The sequence below is a fragment of the Stenotrophomonas sp. CASM101 genome (assembly GCF_049384845.1).
Classification (GTDB): Bacteria; Pseudomonadota; Gammaproteobacteria; order Xanthomonadales; family Xanthomonadaceae; genus Stenotrophomonas; species Stenotrophomonas hibiscicola.
The window spans coordinates 36,200-61,689 of record NZ_JBMRFR010000021.1 but is presented as its reverse complement, the minus strand read 5'-3'; the positions used below and the strand labels follow the sequence as shown (position 1 = coordinate 61,689).

At 66.0% G+C, this 25,490-nt stretch carries 24 protein-coding genes; all 24 read left to right on the top strand.

Annotation, left to right across the window (positions count from 1 at the left end; genetic code table 11):
* The first annotated feature begins 115 nt into the window (after positions 1-115).
* The 24 genes from flgB (at position 116) to fliF (ending at position 25,488) form a co-directional block, all read left to right on the top strand.
* Entirely contained in the window at positions 116-511 is a 396-nt protein-coding gene (gene flgB, locus VG543_RS19390) for a flagellar basal body rod protein FlgB (protein ID WP_005409576.1), read from the top strand.
* 3 nt (positions 512-514) lie between these two features.
* Entirely contained in the window at positions 515-922 is a 408-nt protein-coding gene (gene flgC / locus VG543_RS19385; RefSeq protein ID WP_033835497.1) for a flagellar basal body rod protein FlgC, read from the top strand.
* A 23-nt stretch (positions 923-945) separates the two neighbouring features.
* Positions 946-1,629 (top strand): flagellar hook capping FlgD N-terminal domain-containing protein, encoded by a 684-nt coding sequence (locus VG543_RS19380; RefSeq protein WP_019659621.1) that lies wholly within the window; start codon positions 946-948, stop codon positions 1,627-1,629.
* Positions 1,630-1,661: 32 nt separating this feature from the next.
* Positions 1,662-2,885, top strand: a complete 1,224-nt coding sequence (flgE, locus tag VG543_RS19375; RefSeq protein ID WP_019659620.1) for a flagellar hook protein FlgE — start codon at positions 1,662-1,664, stop codon at positions 2,883-2,885.
* Positions 2,886-2,917: 32 nt separating this feature from the next.
* Positions 2,918-3,667: a flagellar basal body rod protein FlgF gene (locus tag VG543_RS19370; RefSeq protein ID WP_019659619.1), complete on the top strand. Its 750-nt coding sequence runs from the start codon at positions 2,918-2,920 to the stop codon at positions 3,665-3,667.
* Positions 3,668-3,769: 102 nt separating this feature from the next.
* Positions 3,770-4,555 carry a flagellar basal-body rod protein FlgG gene (flgG, locus tag VG543_RS19365; protein WP_005416457.1) on the top strand — a complete coding sequence of 262 codons (786 nt, stop codon included), beginning with the start codon at positions 3,770-3,772 and terminating at the stop codon, positions 4,553-4,555.
* Positions 4,556-4,577: 22 nt separating this feature from the next.
* Complete coding sequence (gene flgH, locus VG543_RS19360; RefSeq protein WP_423178542.1) at positions 4,578-5,270, top strand: flagellar basal body L-ring protein FlgH; 693 nt, start codon at positions 4,578-4,580, stop codon at positions 5,268-5,270.
* A 2-nt stretch (positions 5,271-5,272) separates the two neighbouring features.
* Positions 5,273-6,409 carry a flagellar basal body P-ring protein FlgI gene (locus tag VG543_RS19355; protein WP_019659617.1) on the top strand — a complete coding sequence of 379 codons (1,137 nt, stop codon included), beginning with the start codon at positions 5,273-5,275 and terminating at the stop codon, positions 6,407-6,409.
* Between the two features lies 1 nt (position 6,410).
* Entirely contained in the window at positions 6,411-7,610 is a 1,200-nt protein-coding gene (gene flgJ / locus VG543_RS19350; protein WP_329847788.1) for a flagellar assembly peptidoglycan hydrolase FlgJ, read from the top strand.
* 8 nt (positions 7,611-7,618) lie between these two features.
* Positions 7,619-9,499, top strand: a complete 1,881-nt coding sequence (gene flgK / locus VG543_RS19345; RefSeq protein ID WP_021201758.1) for a flagellar hook-associated protein FlgK — start codon at positions 7,619-7,621, stop codon at positions 9,497-9,499.
* Positions 9,496-10,698, top strand: coding sequence for a flagellar hook-associated protein FlgL (gene flgL, locus VG543_RS19340; protein ID WP_111098331.1), 1,203 nt, complete (start codon positions 9,496-9,498; stop codon positions 10,696-10,698). Before flgK ends, flgL begins: the two co-directional genes overlap by 4 nt.
* A gap of 395 nt (positions 10,699-11,093) precedes the next feature.
* Complete coding sequence (locus VG543_RS19335) at positions 11,094-12,308, top strand: flagellin (protein WP_423178541.1); 1,215 nt, start codon at positions 11,094-11,096, stop codon at positions 12,306-12,308.
* A 72-nt stretch (positions 12,309-12,380) separates the two neighbouring features.
* Positions 12,381-13,541: a flagellin gene (locus tag VG543_RS19330; protein WP_423178540.1), complete on the top strand. Its 1,161-nt coding sequence runs from the start codon at positions 12,381-12,383 to the stop codon at positions 13,539-13,541.
* 83 nt (positions 13,542-13,624) lie between these two features.
* Positions 13,625-14,836, top strand: a complete 1,212-nt coding sequence (locus tag VG543_RS19325) for a flagellin (RefSeq protein ID WP_423178539.1) — start codon at positions 13,625-13,627, stop codon at positions 14,834-14,836.
* A gap of 441 nt (positions 14,837-15,277) precedes the next feature.
* On the top strand, positions 15,278-16,696 hold the full coding sequence (gene fliD, locus VG543_RS19320; RefSeq protein ID WP_111104208.1) for a flagellar filament capping protein FliD: 1,419 nt from the start codon (positions 15,278-15,280) through the stop codon (positions 16,694-16,696).
* A gap of 128 nt (positions 16,697-16,824) precedes the next feature.
* Complete coding sequence (gene fliS, locus VG543_RS19315; protein WP_019336597.1) at positions 16,825-17,241, top strand: flagellar export chaperone FliS; 417 nt, start codon at positions 16,825-16,827, stop codon at positions 17,239-17,241.
* Positions 17,238-17,531, top strand: coding sequence for a hypothetical protein (locus VG543_RS19310; protein ID WP_423178538.1), 294 nt, complete (start codon positions 17,238-17,240; stop codon positions 17,529-17,531). The genes fliS and VG543_RS19310 overlap by 4 nt, the downstream gene beginning before the upstream one ends.
* Complete coding sequence (locus tag VG543_RS19305; RefSeq protein WP_019659609.1) at positions 17,528-18,106, top strand: PilZ domain-containing protein; 579 nt, start codon at positions 17,528-17,530, stop codon at positions 18,104-18,106. The genes VG543_RS19310 and VG543_RS19305 overlap by 4 nt, the downstream gene beginning before the upstream one ends.
* 92 nt (positions 18,107-18,198) lie before the next feature.
* Positions 18,199-18,831, top strand: a complete 633-nt coding sequence (locus VG543_RS19300; RefSeq protein WP_005413261.1) for a response regulator — start codon at positions 18,199-18,201, stop codon at positions 18,829-18,831.
* A gap of 437 nt (positions 18,832-19,268) precedes the next feature.
* Entirely contained in the window at positions 19,269-20,678 is a 1,410-nt protein-coding gene (gene rpoN, locus VG543_RS19295) for an RNA polymerase factor sigma-54 (RefSeq protein ID WP_111098335.1), read from the top strand.
* Positions 20,679-20,692: 14 nt separating this feature from the next.
* Entirely contained in the window at positions 20,693-21,070 is a 378-nt protein-coding gene (locus tag VG543_RS19290) for a response regulator (RefSeq protein WP_005409556.1), read from the top strand.
* Positions 21,067-22,572, top strand: a complete 1,506-nt coding sequence (locus VG543_RS19285) for a sigma-54 dependent transcriptional regulator (protein ID WP_088610805.1) — start codon at positions 21,067-21,069, stop codon at positions 22,570-22,572. The genes VG543_RS19290 and VG543_RS19285 overlap by 4 nt, the downstream gene beginning before the upstream one ends.
* A gap of 890 nt (positions 22,573-23,462) precedes the next feature.
* Positions 23,463-23,828: a flagellar hook-basal body complex protein FliE gene (fliE, locus tag VG543_RS19280; RefSeq protein ID WP_005409552.1), complete on the top strand. Its 366-nt coding sequence runs from the start codon at positions 23,463-23,465 to the stop codon at positions 23,826-23,828.
* 13 nt (positions 23,829-23,841) lie between these two features.
* The gene (gene fliF / locus VG543_RS19275) at positions 23,842-25,488 is read left to right on the top strand and encodes a flagellar basal-body MS-ring/collar protein FliF (RefSeq protein ID WP_021203865.1); all 1,647 of its coding nucleotides are present in this window, start codon (positions 23,842-23,844) and stop codon (positions 25,486-25,488) included.
* Positions 25,489-25,490: the final 2 nt, after the last annotated feature.

The following is a 25,490-nucleotide window of genomic DNA, read 5'->3' as shown; positions in this document are numbered from 1 at the left end:
GCCGCTGGCCGGCAACCGCAGATCCATCGGGGAGCCGGCCAGCGCCCGGCACTACCCTCCCCCTTTTGGCACATCCCTTGCAGCTTCCCGGGCAACGTTCCCGTGGGAGTGCACCGTGCGCAACCTGATTACCGACTACCTGGGCGTCCATGCCCAGGCCATGCCGTTGCGCGAACAGCGGATGAAGCTGATCGCCAGCAACCTCGGCAATGCCGATACGCCCGGCTACAAGGCCCAGGACCTGGACTTCGACGCCGCCCTGCGCCATGCCCAGGGGCAGGATGCCAATGGCCTGATGGCCACCACCCATGAGCAGCACTACGAAATCAGTAGCGGCCTGAACCCGTTCCAGATCGCGCGTGAAGGCGTGCAGCCCAGCCTGGACGGCAACACCGTCGATCCCGATGCCGAGCGTGCCGCCTATGGCCGCGCCGCTCTTGAGTACCGCGCCTCGCTCAGCTTCGTCGAGAGCAAGGTGCGTTCCATGCTGACCGCGATCACGGGGCAATAAGCCATGAGCAACCTGCCGATCTTCGATATCGCCGGTTCCGCGCTGCAGGCGCAGTCGGTGCGCATGAGCACCATCGCCTCCAACCTCTCCAACGCCGACACCGTCGCCGGTTCCGCCGACGCCGTGTACAAGCCGCTGGAACCGATCTTCCAGGCTGTCACCAGCAAGAACGATCCGAACATCACCTCGGTGAAGGTGAAGGAGATCACCCAGAGCGATGCGGCGCCGATCAAGCGCTACGAGCCGGGCCACCCGCTGGCAGACGCCGATGGCTACATCTACCAGCCCGACGTCGACCCGGTGGCGCAGATGGTCAACCTGATCTCGACCTCGCGCAACTACCAGGCCGGCGTGGAGATGCTGACCACCGCCAAGGAACTGGCCCTGGCCACCCTGACCATGGGCCGCTGAGGCCCGCAGTACCGGATACCGCCATGACCACCGCCGTCAACAACCAGACCAACCAGGACGTCTATACCGCACTTGGTCTGAACGCCCCGAACAGCAACGCCACCAAGAAGAAGAACACGCTGGACCAGGCCGATTTCCTGCGCCTGATGACCGAGCAGCTGCAGCACCAGGACCCGCTGAAGCCGATGGACAACACCCAGATGGTCGCGCAGATGGCGCAGATGTCCACCGTGCAGGGCATCACCGATCTGAACAAGACGGTGAAGGGCTTCCAGGAATCGATGGCCAGCGACCAGGTGCTGCGTGGCGCGGCACTGGTCGGCCACCAGGTGCTCGTGCCGTCGGAAAAGCTGGTACTGGAGAAGGAGGGCAGCGTCGAAGGCACGGTGGCCGCGCCGTCGGCCGGCATCATCACCGTGGACATCACCGATGCCAACGGCGCCAAGGTCACCTCGCTGAGCGTGGAAGCCACTGCCGCCGGCGAAACCGCCTTCCAGTGGGACGGCAAGGACGCCAACGGCAAACGCATGGAGCCGGGCAAGTACTCCATCGTCGCCAACCATGTCGATACCGCCGGCAAGAGCACCAAGCTGTCCACCTACGTGCAGGCGCCGGTGGAAAGCGTGACCGTCGGTTCCGACGGCCTGTACCTGAACCTCAAGGGCCTGGGCACGGCCCCGATCGACTACGTGCTCCGCGTCAGCTGAGCCGCACATCCCGCATCAACCAGGAGCATCCCATGGGCTTCAACGTCTCGCTGTCCGGCATCAATGCCGCCAACACCGACCTGAGCGTCACCGCCAACAACGTCGCCAACGTCAACACCACCGGCTTCAAGCAGTCGCGCGCCGAGTTCGCCGATCTGTTCGCCTCCACCAGCTATGGCCTGTCGAAGAACCAGACCGGCTCGGGTGTGCGCGTCTCCAACGTCGCCCAGCAGTTCATCCAGGGCCACAACGAGCAGACCGGGCGCAGCCTGGACATGGCCATTTCCGGTGAGGGCTTCTTCACCATGAACATGAACGGTTCGCGGGTGTATTCGCGTGCCGGCAACTTCCAGACCGATTCGGCCGGCTACGTGGTCAATCCGCAGGGTGCGCGTCTGCAGGTGTTCGCACCGAATGCCGATGGCACCAACTTCGACGCCGGCCGCCTGGTCGACCTGCAGCTGCTGACCACCGACAGCCCGCCGAAGCAGACCAGCGAAGTGAAGGTCGGCTTCACCCTGCCGGCCAACGCCAAGCAGCCGACGGTGGCCACCTTCGACCCGGCCGATTCCAACAGCTACAACCATTCCAGCGGCGGCATCACCGTGTACGACTCGCTGGGCGTGAGCCACATCCAGGTCTCGTACTTCGTCAAGGGAGCCAACCCCAACGAATGGACCGTGCACAACTATGTCGATGGCCAGCCCGCTGGCACCCCGACCGCGGTCACCTTCGACAACAGCGGCAAGCTGACCGCCCCGGCCAACGGCAAGGTCGGCCTCGGCACGTTCACCCCCACCACCGGCGCCGGCCAGCTGAACATGACGCTGGATATCAACGGCTCGACCCAGTACGGCGAGAAGTTCGCGCTGCGCAACACCCAGCAGGACGGTTATGCCGCCGGCAAGCTCAATGAAATCACCGTGTCCGAATCAGGCGTGGTCTACGCCCGCTATTCCAACGGCGACGACAAGCCGCTGGGCCAGGTGGCGCTGACGACCTTCAACAACACGCAGGGCCTGGAATCGAAGGGCAACAACCTGTGGGTGGAGACCTTCGAGTCGGGCACGCCGCGCACCGGCATGCCCGATACCTCCAACCTCGGCAAGATCCAGGCAGGTTCGCTGGAAGCGTCCACCGTCGACCTCACCGAGCAGCTGGTCAACATGATCACCGCGCAGCGCAACTTCCAGGCCAACGCACAGATGATCACCACCCAGGACCAGATCACCCAGACGGTCATCAACATCCGTTGATGACCCGCTGACCCTGTCACGGAACTCCCCGCATGGATAAAGCCCTTTACGTGGCGATGACCGGTGCCCGCGCCTCCCTGCAGGCGCAGGGAACGCTCAGCCACAATCTCGCCAACTCGGACACCCCCGGCTTCAAGGAAGCGCTGGCCAACACCGAAGCCTTCCCGATCCGCGGCCCCGGCTTTGCCTCGCGGGTGGATGCGCTGCACGTCGACGCTGGCTTCAACCGCACGCCCGGCGCGCAGCACATCACCGGCAAACCGCTGGACCTGGCGCTGCAGAGCGGCACCTGGCTGGCGGTGCAGGCCAGCGATGGCAGCGAGGCGTATACGCGCGGCGCGGCCTTGTCGGTCACCCCCAATGGCCAGCTGGTGACCTCCGGCGGCCGCACGGTACTGGATGACAACAACAACCCGATCGCCATTCCGCCCTACCAGGCGATGGAGATCGGTGCCGACGGCACGATCTCGATCATCCCGCAGGGTGAAGGCCCGCAGACCATGGCGCAGATCGGCCGGATCAAGGTGGTGCAGGCACCGGACGAGCGCCTCGAGCGCGGCCTGGATGGGCTGTTCCGCAATACCGACCCGCAACAGCCGTTCGCACCGGCACAGGGCACCGCAGTGCACAGCGGCCAGCTGGAAGGCAGCAATGTCGATGCGGCCGGGGCACTGGTGCAGATGATCCAGCTGCAGCGCCAGTACGAAATGCAGGTGCAGGTGATCAAACACGGCGACGAAAACGCGCGCAGCGCCAACAGCATGCTGCGCCTGGGCAGTTGACGGAATTCCGGCGCCGGCTGATGCCGGCGCTGGCACACCGCTTGCACACCCGCATACAAGGGCCGCACCACGCGGCCGGTTTCACCAGACAGGACATCGAAGATGAACCAGGCATTGTGGATCGCGAAAACCGGACTGGATGCGCAGCAGATGCGCATGTCGGTGGTTTCCAACAACCTCGCCAACACCAACACCACCGGCTTCAAGCAGGACCGTGCCAGCTTCGAGGACCTGCTGTACCAGCAGGTGCGCCAGCCGGGCGGCTCTTCGTCGGCGCAGACGCAGCTGCCGACCGGCCTGCAGCTGGGCACCGGCGTGCGCGTGGTAGCAACCGCCAAGAACTTCGAACAGGGTGGCCAGCAGCAGACCGGTCGCGCCCTGGATGTGATGGTCAACGGCCGCGGCTTCTTCGAAGTGCAGATGCCCGACGGCAGCTCGGCCTACACCCGTGATGGCTCGTTCAAGATCAACCAGGACAGCGAGCTGGTCACCAACAGCGGCTACCCGGTGCAACCGGGCATCCAGATTCCCGAGGGCGCGCAGTCGGTCACCATCGGCAGCGACGGCACCATCAGCGTGAAGATGGCCGACAACGCCGCGTCGGTGGAAGTCGGTGCGCTGACCCTGACCGACTTCGTCAATCCGGCCGGCCTGCAGGCGCGCGGCGAGAACCTGTTCCTGGAAACCACGGCCTCGGGCCCGGCCCAGAACGGTAATCCCGGCCTGAACGGCCTCGGCACCGTGGTGCAGGGGGCGCTGGAAGGCAGCAACGTCAATGTGGTGGAAGAGCTGGTGTCGATGATCGAAACCCAGCGCGCCTACGAAATGAATGCCAAGGCGATCTCCACCACCGACTCGATGCTCGGCTATCTCAACAACAAGATCTGACCGGCCCAACCGGGAAACCGCCATGTCGCCCATTTCCAACTTTTCCCGCACTGCCCTCGCCTGCACCGTGGCCGCCCTGCTCGGTGGCTGCGTGATCGCGGGCGACGTGCGCCCCTACCCGGCGATGGCGCCGATCCAGCCGATCATGCCGCCGCAGGCCGCGCCCACCGCCGGGGCGATCTATGCCGCCGGCCCGACCCTGCAGCTGTATTCAGACCGCCGCGCACGCGATGTCGGCGACCTGCTGACCATCACCCTGCTGGAAAGCACCACCGCGCAGACCAGTGCAAACACCGCCACCAACAAGGAGTCCAACCTGAGCCTGGGCAGCCCGAGCATCTTTGGCGCGCCGGTCACCCTGGGCGGCAAGGACATCCTCGGCGCCAGTGCGGAAGGCAAGCGTGATTTCACCGGCAAGGGCAACAGCGCGCAGAGCAACCGCCTGCAGGGCAGCGTTACGGTCACCGTGATCCAGCGCCTGCCCAACGGCAACCTGGTGGTGCAGGGGCAGAAGAACCTGCGGCTCAACCAGGGCGATGAACTGGTGCAGGTGCAGGGCATCGTGCGCCCTGGCGACATCAGCCAGGACAACACCATTCCCTCCAGCCGCGTAGCCGAGGCCCGCATCGTCTACGGCGGCCGCGGACCGGTCGCGCAGTCCAACGCGATGGGCTGGCTGAGCCGCTTCTTCAATTCCGGCCTGACGCCGTTCTGAGTATGGCCATGAAACTCCTCCCCTCTTCTTCCTGGCAGCGCCGCGTGGCGTCGTTCGTCGCGCTGATGCTGATGGTCGTGGCAGCCCCGGCCAGCGCCGAGCGCATCAAGGACCTGGCCCAGGTCGGCGGCGTGCGTGGCAATGCCCTGGTGGGCTACGGCCTGGTGGTCGGCCTGGATGGCAGCGGCGACCGCACCAGCCAGGCGCCCTTTACCGTGCAGAGCCTGAAGAACCTGCTCGGCGAGCTGGGCGTGAACGTGCCGCCGAACGTCAACCCGCAGCTGAAGAACGTGGCCGCCGTTGCGATCCATGCCGAGCTGCCGCCGTTCGCCAAGCCCGGCCAGCCGATCGACATCACGGTGTCCTCGATCGGCAACGCGGTGTCGCTGCGCGGCGGCTCGCTGCTGATGGCCCCGCTGCGCGGGGCCGACGGGCAGATCTACGCCATCGCCCAGGGCAACCTGATCGTGGGTGGCTTCGGTGCGCAGGGCAAGGATGGTTCCCGTGTCTCGGTGAACGTGCCCAGCGTCGGTCGTATCCCCAACGGCGCCACCGTGGAGCGTGCCCTGCCCGATCCGCTGGCCAACGGCGGCGACATCACCTTGAACCTGCACAACAACGATTTCACCACGGTCTCGCGCATGGTCGCCGCGCTCAACAACGCCTTCGGCGAAGGTGCGGCTCGCGCGATCGATGGCGTGACCGTCGCGGTCACCGCGCCGACCGACCCGGGCGCACGCGTCGGCCTGCTGGCGCGCATCGAGAACCTGGAACTGACCCCGGGCAGCGCCCCGGCCAAGGTGGTGGTCAATTCGCGCACCGGCACCGTGGTCATCGGCCAGCAGGTGCGCGTGGGACCGGCGGCGATCTCGCACGGTTCGCTGACCGTGACCATCCAGGAAAACACCAACGTCAGCCAGCCCAATGCCCTGTCCGGCGGCCGCACCGTGGCCAGCCCGCAGTCCACCATCACCGCCACCAACGACGGCAGCCGCATGTTCAAGTTCAGCGGCGGCACCACCCTGGACGAGATCGTGCATGCGGTGAACGCCGTAGGTGCGGCACCGGGCGACCTGATCGCGATCCTGGAAGCCCTGAAGCAGGCCGGCGCATTGAGTGCCGAGCTCGAGGTGATCTGACATGCGCATCAATCCCGCATTCGACCTGCACCCGGCGCAACAGAACGATCCGGCAAGGATCGACAAGGTGGCGCGCCAGCTGGAAGGCCAGTTCGCGCAGATGCTGGTCAAGAGCATGCGTGACGCCAGCTTCGGCGACTCGCTGTTTCCCGGCGAGAACAAGATGTTCCGCGAGATGTACGACCAGAAGATTGCCGAGGCGATGACCCGCGGCAAAGGCCTGGGACTGTCCAGCATGATCAGCCGGCAGCTGTCCGGCCAGGCCGCCGATGGCCCGGCGCTGGATACCCGCGTGGATCCGGCCAAGGCCAGCCGTGCTTACCAGCTCAATGCACCGGCCAGGCCGGCACCGTCGCTGCCACTGGAAGACGGCAGCCAGGCGGTGCGCCTGCTGCAGCAGATGGCCGCCGGTGCGCAGCACGGTGCGCAGGCGGCAGTGGCGCCGATGGAGCAGGCCCTGGATCTGATCGCCGGGCGCGAGAGCAGCAGCATGCACCGCTCGCTGGGCACCGACGATCCGTACATCGGCAGCCTGCAGGGCGAGGACTGGGCCGCCAACAGCGACCAGTGGTCGGCCACCGCCAGCAACCGCGGCACCGCGATCAGCCCGGCCGATGCGATGGCGACCCGCACCGCTGTCGCCCAGCTCGGCGAGCACACCCCGGAAGGCTTCGTCGCCAGCATCTGGCAGCACGCGCAGCGTGCGGCCAAGGAACTGGGCGTGGATGCCCGCGCCCTGGTCGCCCAGGCGGCGCTGGAAACCGGCTGGGGCAAGCGCCACATCAAGCATGCCGACGGCAGCACTTCGCACAACCTGTTCGGCATCAAGGCCAATGGCTGGAACGGCCAGCGCGCCGTAGCCGGCACCCATGAATATGTCGATGGCGTGCGCCGCAACGAGACCGCCAGCTTCCGCGCCTACAGTTCGCCGGCCGAGAGCTTTGCCGACTACGTGCGCCTGCTGAAGACCAGCCCGCGCTACCAGCAGGCCCTGCAGGCCGGCACCGACGTGCAGGGCTTCGCCCGTGGCCTGCAGCACGCCGGCTATGCCACCGATCCGCGCTACGCGGCCAAGATCGCCGCGATCGCCGGCGGCCCGACCATCGAGCGCGCCGTCGCCGCCGTGGCAGACGCCGGCTCGCGCCTTGGCCAGACCTTCGCCAGCACCGCGACCGCGGCGCTGGGTATCACCCGTCGTTGAGGAATCCCATGTCCAGCGTACTTTCCACCGGTACCGGTGCCCTGCTCGCCTTCCAGCGTGCGTTGGCGACCACCAGCCACAACGTGGCCAACCTCAATACGCCCGGCTACAGCCGGCAGAAGGTCAACTTCGCCACCGCCGATCCGCAGAACTATGGCTACGGCACGGTCGGCAACGGTACCCGCATCACCGACATCCGCCGCACCGCCGACCAGCTGGCCATCTCGCGCCTGCTCGACAGCAGCGGTGAACTGGCGCGCCTGAAACAGCTTTCGGGCATGGCCGACCGGGTCAACGCGCTGTTCTCTGATGCGGCCACGAATGTCTCTGGTGTGTGGTCGAACTTCTTCGACTCGGTCAGTGGCCTGTCCTCCAATGCCTCCGGCACGGCCGATCGCCAGAACATGCTCGATGGCGGCAAGGCCCTGGCCAACCGCTTCGTGCAGCTCAACACCCACCTGAACAACCTCAACAGCGAGGTCAACAACGGCCTGCTGGCCGGTGCCACCGAGGTCAACCGCCTGGCGCAGGAGATCGCGCAGATCAACGGTGCGATCGGCACCAACATCGCCACCGCCGCGCCCGACCTGCTCGATCGGCGCGACCAGCTGATCACCCAGCTGATCGGCTACACCGGCGGCACCGCGGTGATCCAGGACGGCGGCATCATGAATGTCTACACCGCCGGCGGCAACGCGCTCGTGGTGGGCACCACCGCGACCAAGGTCACCACCGTGGCCGACCCGTACCAGCCCGAGCGCCTGCAGCTGGCCCTGGAAACGCAGGGCAACACCATCCGCCTCGACCCGAAGGCAGTAGGCGGCCAGATCGGCGGCCTGATGGAGTTCCGCGACACCGTGCTGACCCCGGCCCAGGCCGAACTGGGCAAGTTGGCTGTCGGCCTGGCCGAGACCTTCAACCAGGCCCACCACCAGGGCGTGGACATGTATGGCCAGCTCGGGGGCGACTTCTTCAACATCGGCAACCCGCGCGTCACCGCCAACAACGCCAACACCGGCACCGCCAGCCTCAGCGCCACCTATGGCGACCTGGGCAAGCTGGACGCGCAGAACGTGGTGCTGCAGTTCGATGGCAGCAACTGGAAGGCCAGCCGGGCCGACACCGGCGCCAGCGTTCCGCTGGCCGGCACCGGCACCGCCGCCGATCCGCTGGTGATCAACGGCGTCACGCTGGTCGTGGGCGGCACCCCCGCTGCCAACGACCGATTCCTGCTGCAGCCCACCGCAGGCGTCGCCGGCAGCATGGAGATCGCCATCACCGATCCGTCCCGGATTGCAGCCGCTGCCGCGGTCAAGGGCGCCGCCGCGACGGCCAACACGGGCACCGGCAAGCTGAGTGGCGTGACCGTGACCGATTCGAGCAACGCCAACCTGCGCAATCCGGCCGCGATCGTGTTCACCTCGGCCACCACCTACACCATCGATGGTGGCCCGCCGCAGACCTACACGCCCGGCCAGACCATCAGCGCCAATGGCTGGAGCTTCGTGCTGGACGGTGCGCCGAAGGTCGGCGACACCTTCAACATCACCCCGACGCCGGCCGGCTCCTCCGACAACAGCAACGCCTCCAGGCTGGCCAAGGTCGAGAGCGCCAAGGCCTTCAATGCCGGCACGGTGACGCTGAACGGCGCGCTGGGTGGCCTCACCACCCAGGTGGGTGCTGCGGCCCGTTCGGCCGAGTACTCGCTGGAAGCGCAACTGGTGATCAACGACAAGGCGCAGGAAGCGCGCGATGAAGTGTCCGGCGTCAACCTGGACGAGGAAGCGGCCGACATGCTGCGCCTGCAGCAGGCCTACCAGGCCGCCTCGCAGCTGATCTCCACCGCCGACAGCATGTTCCAGACCATCCTGGGAGCCGTCCGCCGATGAGCAGCCGCATCTCCACCAGCATGATGTACAACCAGTCGGTGTCGCTGATGATGGCCAAGCAGGCCAAGCTCAGCCACCTGGAGCAGCAGATCGCCACTGGCAGCAAGATCGTCTCCGCAAAGGACGATCCGGTCGGGGCCGGCGCAGCGGTCGGACTGGACCGCAGCCTGGCCGCACTGGAACGGATGAAGCTCAACGCCGGCAACGTGCAGAACCGGCTGGGCGTGCAGGAAAACACCCTGGCCCAGGTCAATGATCTGATGGGGCGCGTCAACGACCTGACCATCCAGGCCAGCAACCCCGCCCTGAGCGCGTCCGACAAGAAGACGCTGATCACCGAACTGAATCAGATCCGCGACGGCCTGCTGTCGCTGGCCAACGCCGAGGACGGCACGGGTCGCTATGTATTCGGCGGCACCAACGACGGCGATCCGCCGTTTGCCAGGATCAATGGCAAGGTGGTCTACCGCGGTGACCAGACCCAGCGCCAGATCGAGGTCGGCCCCGATACCTACGTGCGCGATGCCCTGCCCGGCAGCGAGATCTTCATGCGCATCCCCACCGGCGATGGCTTCGTCGATGGCGGTGCCGCAGCGGGCAACACCGGTAACGGCGTGCTGACCAACATCACCCGCGATGGCAGCGACAGCTGGAACGGGCAGTCCTTCAGCATCCGCTTCACCGCTGCCGACCAGTACGAGGTGCTGGATGGCGCCGGCAACGTGACCGGCACCGGCACCTTCAAGGCAGGTGACAACGTGGAAGTGAACGGCGTGCGGCTGCAGATCACCGGTGCGCCTGCCGCAGGCGACAGCTTCAACGTGAAGCCGGCGAGCAGCCGCGACATCTTTGACACCATGGACAAGCTGATCGCCGCACTGGATGCCGACACCGGCACCACCGCGAAGATGAGCGCCCAGCAGAACGAACTGCAGAGTGCATTGCGTGACGTGGCGCGCGCGTCGGAGCGGATGATCGATTCGCGCGCGGCCGGTGGCGCGCAGCTGAAGGCACTGGACAACGCCGCCGACATGCGCGAAGCCAACAGCGTGACGCTGAAAACCACGCTGTCGCAGATGCGCGACCTGGACTACGCCGATGCGCTGAGCCAGTACCAGTTGCAGAGCACCGCGCTGCAGGCGGCACAGACGATCTTCTCGCAGATGCAGTCGATGTCGCTGTTCAACAAGATCGGCTGACAGCGCCCCCGCCTCAGCCCCGAAAGGCCGCGATGCTTGCATCGCGGCCTTTTTCGTTTCCGTGGCCCGTCGCCGCGAAGCATTCCAGACAGCGCTCGGCGGATTTTCCGTGATTACCCATCAAGCCCGGCCCCACCCCGCCGATACCTTCATCAGCGCTGGTTGGGCCTGCCCAACCGCCCCTTCCGGGGGGCGCCTTCACGCCCCTTCGGGGCTGGAAACCCCGGAAAAACAGCCTCCGGCAACGAATTACGGCTTCAACGGAATTCACGGCTAAAGGTTGTTGACAAAGCGCCGTTATTCATTTGGCAACAGCGAAGCACACAGCCACACAAAAAAACAGGCGGCGCTTCGTTTCATTCACCAACGGGTTCCATATAAGAGGAGACGACCCCATGGCACAGGTAATCAACACCAATACGATGTCGCTCAACGCTCAGCGCAACCTGAGCACCAGCGGTAACTCGCTGGCCACCACCATCCAGCGCCTCTCGTCCGGCCTGCGCATCAACAGCGCGAAGGACGACGCCGCCGGACTGGCGATCTCGGAGCGCTTCAGCACCCAGATCCGCGGCCTGGACGTGGCCATCCGCAACGCCAACGACGGCATCTCGCTGGCCCAGGTCGCCGAAGGCTCGCTGAGCGAAGTCGGCAACAACCTGCAGCGCATCCGCGAACTGGCCGTGCAGGCCTCCAACGCCACCAACTCCAGCAGCGACCGCAAGGCCCTGCAGGCCGAAGTGACCCAGCTGGTCAGCGAAATCGACCGCGTCGCCAAGCAGAGCGACTTCAACGGCACCAAGCTGCTGGATGGCTCGTTCACCAGCCAGCTGTTCCAGGTCGGCGCCAATGCCGGTCAGGCAATCGCGATCAACAGCGTGGTGGATGCAAAGGCTGAATCGCTCGGCACGACCACCTTCGTCAATGCCGGCTCGATCAACATGACCGATGCGCGCGTCGACACTGCGAAGGGCACTCTCGCGAACGTCACTGTAGGTGGCGTAAGCCTTGGCGATGTCAAGTTCGACTACACCACCCCGCCTGGCGCGCCAGCTACCGCACCTGAGATCGCTGCAGTTCGTGCAGCCAATCAGCAGAACGCAACCAAGGCGCTCGCCGCTGCCCTGAACGGGAAAATTGGTGAGACGGGCCTCCATGCTGCCACCACCACTACCGCAGGCGAGATTGCACTCACTTCGGTGAAGGCCGACAACACCACGACGGCCGTAGAGGTGACCATCAACACCGCAACCCCTGACAAGTTGAACAATCCGGCCGCCGGCACCACTGCCGCGCATGTCGCAGACATCAAGATCGACTCGGTTGCCGGCGCCCAGCAGGCGCTGGAAATCGTCGACAAGGCCCTGGAATCGGTCAACAGCGTGCGCGCCGACCTCGGCGCGATCCAGAACCGCTTCACCTCGGTGGTTGCCAACCTGCAGACCTCCTCGGAGAACCTGTCCGCCTCGCGCAGCCGTATCCGCGATACCGACTTCGCCAAGGAAACCGCCGAACTGACCCGCACCCAGATCCTGCAGCAGGCCGGTACGGCCATGCTGGCCCAGGCCAACCAGGTGCCGCAGAACGTGCTCAGCCTGTTGCAGCGCTGACATGAGCCGCCCCCGGGGCACGTCGGGGGCGTCTAACCCAACTCTCGTGCAACCGCTCAAGGACCTCTCCTCATGGCACAAGTCATCAACACCAACACGATGTCGTTGAATGCTCAGCGTAACCTGAGCACCAGCGGCAGCTCGCTGGCCACCACCATCCAGCGCCTGTCCTCCGGTTCGCGCATCAACAGCGCCAAGGACGACGCCGCTGGCCTGGCGATCTCCGAGCGCTTCGGCACCCAGATCCGCGGTACCGACGTCGCCATCCGCAATGCCAACGACGGCATTTCGCTGGCCCAGGTCGCCGAAGGTTCGCTGACCGAGATCGGCAACAACCTGCAGCGCATCCGTGAACTGGCTGTGCAGTCATCGAACGCTACCAACTCGACCAGCGACCGCAAGGCTCTGCAGGCCGAAGTAACCCAGCTGAAGTCGGAAATCGATCGCGTCGCCAAGCAGTCCGAGTTCAACGGCACCAAGCTGCTGGACGGTTCCTTCACCAGCCAGCTGTTCCAGGTCGGCGCCAATGCGGGTCAATCCATTGCCATCGACAAGGTGATCGACGCAACCGTCTCGAAGCTTGGAACCTCCAGCTACGCTGGTGGCGCACTTACCCCTGTAGCTGCCGCGCTGGCTGCTGATAGTGACCTCACGGGCACAATCAAGGTGGGAGGGAAAGACATCAAGCTTGATACCGTCGCACTGAAGAAGGATGCGACTGCAGATGAGCAGAACCAAGCCATCATTACCGCAATCAATGCCAAGATCGGTGAAACCGGTGTTCTGGCAGTCATGGACAAGACTGCCGGCAAGATCAATCTGACCCAGGTCAAGGATGGCGTCGCGATGGCGACCGCCGACATTGATGTCAAGATCGGTGCGACCGCAGTCACATTCGCTGCCGGAACGACATCGACCGAACACATCTCGGATGTTGACGTTTCAACCCTCGCCAGTGCCCAGAAGGCGCTGTCGACCATCGATAATGCTCTGGGTTCGATCAACAGCACTCGCGCCGACCTCGGTGCGATCCAGAACCGCTTCACTTCGGTGGTCGCGAACCTGCAGACCTCTTCGGAGAACATGTCGGCTTCGCGCAGCCGCATCAAGGATACGGACTTCGCCAAGGAAACCGCCGAGCTGACCCGCACCCAGATCCTGCAGCAGGCCGGCACGGCCATGCTGGCCCAGGCCAACCAGGTGCCGCAGGGCGTGCTCAGCCTCCTGCGCTGATCCTAAACCGATGATATGAGGCCGCGTGGCAACACCGGCCTCCAATCCCGGCACTTGAGTACTTAGCCAAAGGAAAAATGATCATGGCACAAGTCATCAATACCAATACGATGTCGTTGAACGCTCAGCGCAACCTGAGCACCAGTGGCAGCTCGCTTGCCACCACCATCCAGCGCCTGTCGTCGGGTTCGCGCATCAACAGCGCCAAGGACGATGCCGCCGGCCTGGCAATCTCCGAGCGCTTCGGCACCCAGATCCGTGGCACCGATGTTGCGATCCGCAATGCCAACGACGGCATTTCGCTGGCCCAGGTCGCCGAAGGTTCACTGACCGAGATCGGTAACAACCTGCAGCGTATCCGTGAACTGGCCGTGCAGTCGTCGAACGCCACCAACTCTGCCAGCGATCGCAAGGCACTGCAGTCGGAAGTCACCCAGTTGAAGGCCGAAATCGATCGCGTTGCCAAGCAATCCGAGTTCAACGGCACCAAGTTGCTGGATGGCTCGTTCACCAGCCAGCTGTTCCAGGTTGGTGCCAACGCCGGCCAGGGTATCGCGATCGACAAGATTGTCGACGCGCGCTCTACCGCGCTTGGCGCCACCGATTTTGCTTCGGGTAAGATCACGGTCGCAGCGGTTGCTACGACTGCTGCAGCCGCACCTGCCACGACCTTTGGTTACAACGAGGTCAGCATGGCCGGCCTGAAGATCAATGGCACTGATATTGGCGACGTCACCGTCGCCGCGAGCTCCACCGATGCCTATGCAAACACGGGCGACGCTGCCGCCGCTGGCAAGCTGGCAGTCGGCAATGCGCTGGCAGCATCGATCAATGCCAAGACCGGCGATCATGGTGTAACTGCAACCGTCGACAGCGCAGGTGACGTGGTGCTGGATGCCTGGAAGGAAGGCACCACAGCAATCACGGCAAACATGGCAACCGGCGCAACCTATGCTGCCAGCACTCCGGCATCCTCGCCGAAGCGCGTGGGTGACCTGGACATCAGCACCTTCGCTGGAGCCCAGCAGGCCCTCCAGATCGTCGACAACGCACTGGGTTCGATCAACAGCACCCGAGCCGACCTCGGTGCGATCCAGAACCGCTTCACCTCGGTGGTGGCTAATCTTCAGACCTCCTCGGAGAACATGTCCGCCTCGCGTAGCCGCATCAAGGACACCGACTTCGCCAAGGAAACCGCCGAGCTGACCCGCACCCAGATCCTGCAGCAGGCCGGTACGGCCATGCTGGCCCAGGCCAACCAGGTGCCGCAGGGCGTGCTCAGCCTGCTGCGCTGATCCACGGCAAGAAGGCGCCGCTACCGTCGAAGTGAATCGACGGTAGCGGCAACCTGGAAGCCATGGTGCTCGAAGGCGCGGGCCATGCCCGGCCCGGGAAACCTCCCGAACCGGCTCGGCATCGCCCGCTCCTGCGGACCTCTCTTTCAGCGCTGTACCTTTGACTGTACGTACCGGGCGGCTTCGTCTCCCCCCGATTGTCAGTAGCCTGATCCCTCCCCTGCATTGGGGGAGGGCTTTTTGCAGACCCCCGACAGCCTGCGGTGAATGTCCCCGCACCCTGCCCCAACCCTCCTGCAATCTGCGTGCCAGAACCTGCGCCAGACCATTGGCACGGCGCATGCATCAACGAAGTCCTCAAGACCCAGCGGCGCAGGCCGCTATTTTCGTTGACGACGGGCCGCCGCACGACGGCCAGGCCCGGATACCAGGAGAAACGACGTGGCAGACTTTGGATACGGTGGCATTGGCTCAGGGCTGGACATTTCCAGCATCGTCAACCAGCTGGTCGCAGCTGACCGCAAGCCCGCCGACAATGCGCTGAACCTGCAGCAGTCCAAGGCCAAGATGCAGCTGTCGTCGATCGGCACCGTTACGGCGGCCTTCGACAAGCTGAAGACCGCGCTGACGGCCCTCAAGGCCACGACGGCCTTCGATACCCGCACCGTCACCGCCACCGGCAAGGCCGGTCCGAACAATGCAGATGATGTGCTGACGGCGTCGGTCGCGTTGTACGACGTGGGCACGACCAAGGCAGCGGCCTCCAACGGCACGCACCAGGTGGAGGTGAAATCCCTCGCCACGGCACACAAGCTGATCGCCGATACCTCGGTGCCCAAGACCGACACCTTCGGTGCCGGAACCTTGACGCTGACCGTTGGCGTGGGCGACAAGGCCAAGACCATGAACGTGACGGTGGAGGACGGCGACACGCTGACCACCATCCGCAACAAGATCGATGCCGCCGGGCGCAAGGAAGGCGTGCAGGCCACGCTTATCAGCTCGGGCGACAACCAGTATCTGTCGATCGCCCAGGAAAAGACCGGTGCCGCCAACGCGATCAAGCTGGAGTATGCCGGCAGCGACCCGAAGCTGGGTGCACTGGTAGGCAGCCTGAAAGAAAACACGGCCGCTGCGGACGCCGAACTGACCATCGACGGCGTCAAAGTGGTCAGTGCCAGCAATACGGTGACCGATGCGGTACCGGGCCTGACCCTGAACCTGAAGGTTCCCGGCAAGAGTACCGTGGTGATCAGCACCGACACGGCCGCCGCGACCAAGGTCATGCAGGAATTCGTGACCGCCTACAACGCGGCGATCGCGGCGATCAACACGGAGACCAAATACGACGCCAAGACCAAGGAAGCCGCCACCCTGACGGGTGACGCGCAGATGCGCGGCGCCTCCAGCCAGCTGCGTTCGATGATGTCGAGCGTGTTGAAGGAGCTCTCGGCCGACGGCCTGGATCCGAAGGTGCTGGGCCTGCAGACCCGCGGTTATCCCAACGCCGACGGCAGCCTCGTTCTCGATACCACCAAGTTTGCCGCCGCACTGGCCAGCCAGCCTGAGAAGATCCGCTCGGCCATCACCGGCGACACCGGCGGTGCTGGCACCCTGTACACCATGGTCGACGGCTATGTCAGCACCACCGTCGGCAAGGAAGGGGCGTTCGTCGCCCGCACCAAGGGCCTGAACACCACGCTGGACAACATCGACAAGCGCCGCAAGGACCTCGACACGCGCATGAAGAACGTCGAGGAACGCTACAAGAAGCAGTTCCTGGCGCTCGACAGCCTGATGGGCAAGCTGCAGCAGAGCAACACCGCACTGCAGCAGCAACTGGCACAGCTGAACCGCTAAAGGACGGCGTGCAACGCTCAAGTTTGGCGTGGTTCGCACCGATAACGGACGCAACAGCAATCAACGCCGCACCGCCGGCCACGGTCCCCACGACCACCCGACGGCACCCAGCGCAAGGAGAATCACGAATGTACGGTTCCAGCCGTCAATATGCCGAGCAGTACCGCCAGGTAGGAGTGACCAGTGCGGTTGCCGACGCCGATCCGCACAAGCTGGTGGCGATGCTGCTGGCGGGCGCGCTGGAGCGCGTACGCCGTGCCCAGGCCAGTCTTGAGCGTGGCGACCAGGCCGGAAAGGGCAAGGCGATCGGCGAAGTCTGCGCGATTGTCGGCCACCTCAACGGCTCGCTGGATCACGAAGCCGGCGGCGAGATCGCCGGCAATCTGTCGGCACTGTACGACTACGTGTTGCAGCGCCTGACCGAGGCCAACCTGCACAACGACCGTGCCGCGCTGGATGAATCGCTGCAGTTGCTGGGCGAGATCGACAGCGCCTGGAACGCGATCCCGCACGAGCAGCGCCGGCCGGCGGCGGTGGCGCCATGAGCCTGCACGAACTGCACGCCCAGCTGGATGCCTTCGAGAAGGCCCTGGGCGAAGACGCCCTGGACCAGGCTGACAGCCTGCTCGATGGCCACGACAGCACCCTGCACGCCCTGCTCAGCCAGCCGCTGACCACGGCCGACCACGCGCCGCTCAGCGCACTGTTCGAACGCCAGCAGAATCTGCTCGGCCTGCTGAGCCAGCGCCGTGATGCGGTGGCAGCACTGATGAATGACGGTCAGCGTTCCCTTCGCGCAGCGCATGCCTACCTGCAGGCAGAATCGCTGGCATGACCCAATTGCCGACCACGTCACTGCACCACCCGGCTGAAAGCGAGCTGTTCGACGAGACGCTCAGCTGCGAGCTGGCCCTGCCGGCCGAGTTCCAGGCAGGCAGCGCGGCCGGTCGCACCAGCAGCGCCGAAGGCCTGCTGCGCAGCCTGGCGCTGGTTGAAGACAGCCGCGTTGACGAACATGACGACCGCAATGAGGCCAGCCTGCAGTTGCAGCGGCTGGAGGCCAAGCTGGATCTGGCGATGGTGCTGCTCGGCCGGCTGGTACGCCAGCAGGGCCAGGAACTGACCCTGCGCCCCGTGCGCTGGTCGCGCCGCGGCATCCGCCTGCAGCTGGGCCCACGCAGTGGCGCCAGCCCCGGCCAGGCCGGCGTGGTGCGCCTGCAGCCCAGCGATTGGCTGCCCGACCATATCGACCTGCCGGTGGAAGTGATCGCCGAAGCGGCGGACGGTGGCGGCGGTCACTACCTGTGGCTGCGTTTCCAGCGTCTTGGCGATGGCCTTGAGATGGCAATGGAGCGGCACTTGTTCCGCCTGCACCGCCGCCAGGTGGCCGAGGCGCGCCGCGCCCGCTGAAACCTGCCACCATCACGCTTTGCGGGCAAGCCTTGGCGCGCCCGTTCAGCTAAGTTAAGGTGGACTCCCCTACACGGATCTGTTGCGTGCCTGTGCGAGTTCTCATCGTCGACGATCACACCCTCGTCCGCGCCGGCCTGGCGCGGCTGCTGCAGGGGTTTGCCGACGTGCAGCTTGTTGCCGAGGCCAGCAACGCCGAGCAGGCACTGCAGCTGGCCCTGCAGCACGCACCGGATGTGGTGCTGATGGACCTCTCGCTGCCGGGCCGCACCGGCCTGGAAGCACTCAGCGACATCCGCCTGCGCGCGCCCGGTACCCGGGTGGTGATGATGACCATGCACGACGATGCCGCTCACGTGCGCGATGCGCTGGATCGGGGCGCGGTCGGGTTCGTGGTCAAGGATGCAGCACCGCAGGAGTTGGAACTGGCGCTGCGCGCCGCGCACGCCGGCCAGGTGTTCCTGAGCCCGCAGATCTCCGCCAAGATGCTGGCACCGATGCTGGGCCGCGAGAAGCCCACCGGCATCGCCGCGCTGTCGCCGCGCCAGCGCGAGATCCTGCGCCGCATCGGCAAGGGTGAGAGCAACAAGGAAATCGCCGCCGACCTCGGCATCAGCGTCAAGACGGTGGAGACCCACCGCGCACGCATGATGGAATCGCTCGGCTGCCGCCGCGCCAACGATCTGCTGCTGCTGGCCGCGCGCCACCAGCACGAGCTGGAGTAAGCGCGAGCCTCGGCGGCGCGAAACGATGGCTGGGTAGAGTGGGCTGTTGGTAGAGTCGACTGCCAGTCGACTTGCGCGCGGAGCGCGGGACTTTCCTTGGTCTGATCGGAGAGCAGTCGACTGACAGTCGACTCTACCGGTGATCGTCTCTATCGACAGCCGACGCAGCCAACCCGCACCCAGCGACGAATTCCCGTCGCCCTGACACTCCCCGACAGGAATCCGTACACGGCGCAGCCCGATCAATCCGGGCCTTGCACCGGAAATCAGCTACTTAGCAGCGATCATCGTCAACAATCCGCGTCGATGTAGGGAATACCCCTACACCCTGTCAGGACATTCACCAAGCCCCTCAGGAACCCCCCGATTCCGCCCCCGCCGGATCAAAAGCAAGATGCGTTCCACAAGGCGCCGGGGAGCGGCGCCGGGGAACCACGATGAAGGCTGCACTCTCGACCCAGCTGGGCCAACAACTTCACCTCACCCCGCAGTTGCTGCAGTCGATCCGGCTGCTGCAACTCGACGGCCTGCACCTGGAACAGGAAATCCAGCGCCTGCTGGACTCCAACCCGCTGCTCGAAATCGAAGAGGCCGAAGCGCCTGCCGCCGAAGCCACCGAGGCCAGCGCGACCACGCTGGAAACCGCCGCGTTCGACGAGTTGCCCGAGTCTTCGATGTGGGACGTGGCCGGCGCCAGCTGGCAGGACGGCGACGACGATCGCATGGCGCGCATCGCCGCCGGCGAATCGACCGACCCGCAATTGCGCGTGCTGCAGCGCCTGTCGCTGGACATGGATGACCGCGAACTGGCAGTGGCCGCGTTCTGGCTCGACCACTGCGATGAGGCCGGCTACCTGCAGGCGCCGCTGGCACAGCTGCAGCTGCTGGCCAGCGCCCAGTTCGACATCGCCGCCGCTGGCGTGGAAACCATCCGCCAGCAGCTGCTGCACGGCGAGCCCGCAGGCATGGCCGCACAGGACCTGCGCGAAGGCCTGCAGGCGCAGCTGCGCAGCCTGCACGGCGTGGTGCCGGCCCGCCATCTGGCTGCGCGCATCCTGGACGGCGCGCTCGACGCACTGGCTGCCCACGACTACCCCGCCCTCGCCCGCCAGCACGACGCCGAGATCGACGACGTGCGCGAGGCGGTGCGCCTGATCCTGTCGCTGCAGCCGCGCCCCGGCGACAGCCTGCTGCCCGAGCGCAACGCGGTGGTGGTGCCGGACGTCGTCGCCTGGCACGCCGACGGGCAGTGGAAGGTCGCCCTGAACCCGGCCACCAGCCGCCGCGTGTCGATCAACAGCCAGTACGAACAGGTGCTGGCCGAAACCAGCGACGCCGCCCCGGCGCTGCGCGAGATGCTGCAGGAGGCGCGCTGGTTCAGCCGTGGCCTGTCGATGCGCTACGACACCCTGCTGCGTACGGCGCGGGTGATCGTCGAGCGCCAGGCCGCCTTCCTGGTGCGGGGCGAAGAGGCCATGGCGCCGTTGACCCTGAAGGAAGTGGCCGAGGAAATCGGCATGCATGAGTCCACCGTCTCGCGCATCACCACCGGCAAGTTCCTGCAGACCCCGCGCGGCACCTTCGAGCTGAAGCACTTCTTCGCCGTGCGCCTGGAGGGCGCCAGCGTCTCCGGCCAGGCGGTGAAGGCCATGGTCCGCCGCCTGATCGACGCCGAACCGGCCGGCCGCCCGCTGGCCGACGAGGCCATTGCCGGCCTGCTGTCGCGCCAGGGGGTGAACATTGCCCGCCGAACCGTCGCAAAATACCGAGAACAACTGGATATCGCCCCGGCCCGGGAACGGCGCCGGCTCAGCGCCAGGCAACCCCAGCTGGCCCGGGTGGGCTGAAAAGGATGTTGGACATGAACAAGCTCACGGTCCTGCTGGTCGATGACCACGAGGGCTTCATCAACGCGGCGATGCGCCATTTCCGCAAGATCGACTGGCTGCAGATCGTCGGCAGCGCCGGCAACGGCCTGGAAGCGATCGAGCGCTCGGAAACGCTGCGCCCGCAGGTGGTGCTGATGGATCTGGCCATGCCGGAAATGGGGGGGCTGCAGGCCACCCGCCTGATCAAGTCGCAGGACGATGCGCCGTACATCGTGATCGCCAGCCACTTCGACGACGCCGAGCACCGCGAACACGCGCTGCGCGCCGGCGCCGACAACTTTGTCAGCAAGCTGTCCTACATCCAGGAAGTCATGCCGATCCTGGAAGGCCTCAGGGAGGAACAGTCGTGAGCGAATCGCGCATCCTGGTGCTGGACAACGACGCCGTGCGCGCGGAGCGCACCGTTGCCCTGCTGGAATTCATGGACTTCAACCCGCGCTGGGTGTCCGACGCAGCCGACTTCGACCTGGGCCGACAGCGCCAGAACGACTGGATGGCGGTGATCGTCGGCAGCCTGGACGACAGCCCCGCCAGCACCGCGCTGTATCACTGGCTGGGCGGCAGCAGCCTGCCGCCGCCGGTACTGCTGGCCGACGGTGATGCCGCTGCGTTCGCGCAGCAGCATGGCCTGCACGAAGCCAACATCTGGCCGCTGGAAACCCCGCTGCGCCATGCGCAGATGGAAGCGCTGCTACGCCGCGCCAGCCTCAAGCGCCTGGATGCCGAGCACCAGGCCGGTGCCGCGCAGGAGCAGGGACCGACCGGCAACGGCCCGGCGGTCACCGCGCTGCGCACCATGATCGAACAGGTGGCCGCGTTCGACACCACCGTGCTGGTGCTGGGCGAATCCGGCACCGGCAAGGAAGTGGTGTCGCGCGCGATCCACCAGCGTTCGCCGCGCCGTGATGGCCCGTTCGTGGCGATCAATTGCGGCGCCATTCCGCCTGACCTGCTGGAAAGCGAGCTGTTCGGCCACGAAAAGGGTGCCTTCACTGGCGCACTGACCGCGCGCAAGGGCCGTTTCGAAATGGCCGAAGGCGGCACCCTGCTGCTCGACGAGATCGGCGACATGAGCCTGCCGATGCAGGTGAAGCTGCTGCGCGTGCTGCAGGAACGCAGCTTCGAGCGCGTCGGTGGCAACCAGACCATCCGCTGCAACGTGCGCGTGGTGGCCGCGACCCACCGCGACCTGGAGACCCGCATCGCCGAGGGCAAGTTCCGCGAGGATCTGTTCTACCGCCTCAACGTGTTCCCGATCGAAGTGCCCGCGTTGCGCGAGCGCCGTGAGGACCTGCCGGCGCTGGTGGAAACCATCGCCGCGCAGCTGGCCCGCACCGGCCGTGGCGAAGTGCGCTTCACTCCCGAAGCGCTGCAGGCGCTGTCCAGCTACGAATGGCCGGGCAACGTGCGCGAGCTGACCAACCTGGTCGAGCGCCTGGCGGTGCTGCATCCGGGCGGTTCAGTACGCGTGCAGGACCTGCCGGCCCGCTACCGTGGCGATGCCGCACTGGCAGCGGTGGCTGCACCGGCACCGGCAGCTACGGTTGCCAACGAAGAACGACTGGACCTGCGCAGCTTCTCGTTCCACACGCCCGGCAGCGGCAACCAGCCGGCGCTGGAGCACGGCATCGCCGTCAATCGCCCGGCGGCACCGGCCGCCCTGCCCGACGAAGGCATGGACCTGCGCAACCACATGGCCAACATCGAACTGGGCCTGATCAACGAAGCACTGGAACGCACCCAGGGCGTGGTCGCCCACGCCGCCCAGCTGCTCGGCCTGCGCCGCACCACCCTGGTGGAAAAGCTGCGCAAGTATGGTATCGAACGCGAGCAGGCCGAACTGGCCGGCTGAAGCGCGCTGTCAGCATGAAGGGGGCACGAACGCCTGGGCTTGCCCAGGCGTTGGTGTTTTTGGCGCCGCTGCACGACGTCAGTAGATCCACGCCATGTGTGGATAGAGACCGTGGCCGCGCGCTGACAACGCCGCGCATTTGCACAAGTTCCTACAGACAACGTTGCCGCGTTCCGGAGGATGGAGTGAGACCTCCCAACGAGGCTCCACCATGCATCGCCTCACCCTGCTCGCCGCCCTGCTCTGCCCCGGCATTGCCGCCGCCACCGGCTGCACCCTGCCCAATCCAGATGACTGAAAGCCACCCAGCCGGTCCCGCCCACTACACCCTCGTGCTGACCTGCCAGACAGACCGCCAGGGCCCTTTCATCTACACCCGGCACGACGGCCCCATCGCCCCGCGCCAGCGCCAGAATTCCGGCCGATGGACCCTGCAGCCCTAGGCCAGAAAACCGACGCCGGTTAGATGGCGCCACGACCGGAGTCAGAGCCGGTTGCGTTACAACGGGATCCGACCCCGTGCCGACCAACGGTCGGCACCCACCACCATCAGAAGCACCATCAGAAGCACCATCAGCAGCAGGTTCCAACAGATCGCGGCCAACTGTCGAAGGCGGGGTGGGTCCGGTTGCGGGGGCGTGAGCGCCATGGATGGCGCGGCCGAGCCTACAGGGACGTATTCACGGCGTCCCCGCAACCGGACCCACCCCGCCACCCCACGGATAGCCCGATTTTGACGTTGATGTTGACGTCGCGTCGGCGGGTGCAGGGCGCAGCCCTGCCACCAAACACCCCCCACCCTCACTTCACTGAATCGAAAACCGGTTTCGGCACGGCACTTGCACTGGCTCCAGCAGACAACCCCATCCCTGTTTCTGGAACCGTTGCAGATGTCCCACTCCGTCACTTCGATCCTTTCGCAGATCCGCTCCTATCAGACCCAGATGGGACAGCCGGCGCTCAACCCGCTGGGCGAAACGCCGCGCAGCAACGCGCTGCCGGGCACGGTGCTCGATGCACCGCAGGCCCAGCCGGCCAGCTTCACCGAAACCCTGCGTGGTGCGATTGCCGGCGTCAACGATGCGCAACAGAAGTCCGGCGCCCTCGCCAAGGCCTTCGAAATGGGCGACCCCAGCGCCGACCTGGCCAAGGTGATGGTCGCCTCGCAGCAGTCCCAGATCGCCTTCCGCGCCACCGTGGAAGTCCGCAACCGTCTCGTCCAGGCTTACCAGGACGTGATGAACATGCCGCTGTAAGGAATAGAGACGCATGGCACTGACGCTCTCCAAGGACAGCCTGAACGCCGAAAAGGCCGGGCAATGGTTCGACCGCCTGCAGAGTCTGCAGATCACCCGTCGGCTGGGCCTGATGGCGATGATCGCGGTGGCGGTGGCGGCAGGCCTGTCCGTGTTCTTCTGGTCGCAGAAGCCGGGCATGGTCCCGCTGTACACCGGCCTGGACCAGAAGGCGACCGCTGAAGCGACCGACCTGCTGCGCGCCGCACAGATTCCGTTCGCACTCGACCCGGCCACGGGTGGCATCACCGTGCCGGAAAAGAACCTGCACGACGCGCGCCTGAAGCTGGCCGGCTCCGGCTTGACCGACAGCGGCAAGCTCGGCTTCGAGCTGATGGAGCGCGACCCGGGCTTCGGCGTCAGCCAGTTCGTGGAAAGCGCGCGCTACCAGCATGCGCTGGAAACCGAGCTGTCGCGCACCATCAACACGCTGCGCCCGGTGCGCGATTCGCGCGTGCACCTGGCCATTCCCAAGCCCAGCGCCTTCACCCGCCAGCGTGACGTGGCCAGCGCCTCGGTGACCCTGGAACTGCGTGGCGGCCAGCAGCTGGAACGCAGCCAGGTGGACGCCATCGTGCACATGGTCGCGGCCAGCATCCCGGATCTCGCCCCGGAACGGGTGACCGTGGTTGACCAGAGCGGGCGCATGCTCAGCGTCAGCGACCCGAACAGTGAGGCGGCGGTCAACGCTGCCCAGTTCGAACAGGTGCGCCGCCAGGAAACCTCGTTCAACCAGCGCATCCGCGAACTGCTGGAACCGATGACCGGCCCCGGCCGGGTCAACCCGGAAGTGAGCGTGGACATGGATTTCTCGGTGACCGAGGAAGCCCGTGAGCTCTACAACGGTGAACCGCAGAAGCTGCGCAGCGAGCAGATGAGCGAGAACACCACCAGCACCCCGGGCCCGCAGGGCGTGCCGGGTGCCACCAGCAACAGTCCGCCGGGCCAGCAGGCCACGCCGGCCACCGCGCAGGCCCCGACCGAAAGCAGCAAGAACGCCACCCGCAACTACGAGCTGGACCGCACCCTGCAGCACACCCGCCAGCCGGCCGGCCGCATCAAGCGCGTGTCGGTGGCGGTACTGGTGGACAACGTGCCGCGCGCCGGTGCCAACGGCAAGGTCAGCCCGCAGCCGCTGTCGGCCGCGGAACTGACCCGCGTCGAGGCGCTGGTGAAGCAGGCCGTCGGCTTCAACGCCGAGCGTGGCGACACCGTGTCGGTGATGAATGCCCCGTTCGTGCGTGACACCACGCCGGTCGAAGGGCCGGCCTGGTGGGAACTGCCATGGGTGCACGATGCCGGCCGCATGCTGCTCGGCGCGGTGGTGGTGCTGGCGTTGTTGTTCGGCGTACTGCGCCCGGCGCTGCGCGCGATCACCGGCCAGAACAGGAAGGACGACCCGCAGGCACTGGAGCCGCACACCGCGGACGTGCAGCTGGTGGATGACGATGGCATGCCGCTGCCGGCGCTGGGCGCCGACCGGGCGAGCCTGGCCGGGCCGGAGGCCCTGGCCCTGCCGGTGGATTCATATGAGGAACGACTGCGGATGGCGCGTGAAGCCGTAAAGACCGACTCCAAGCGCGTGGCCCAGGTGGTCAAGGGATGGGTGGCCAATGACTGAGG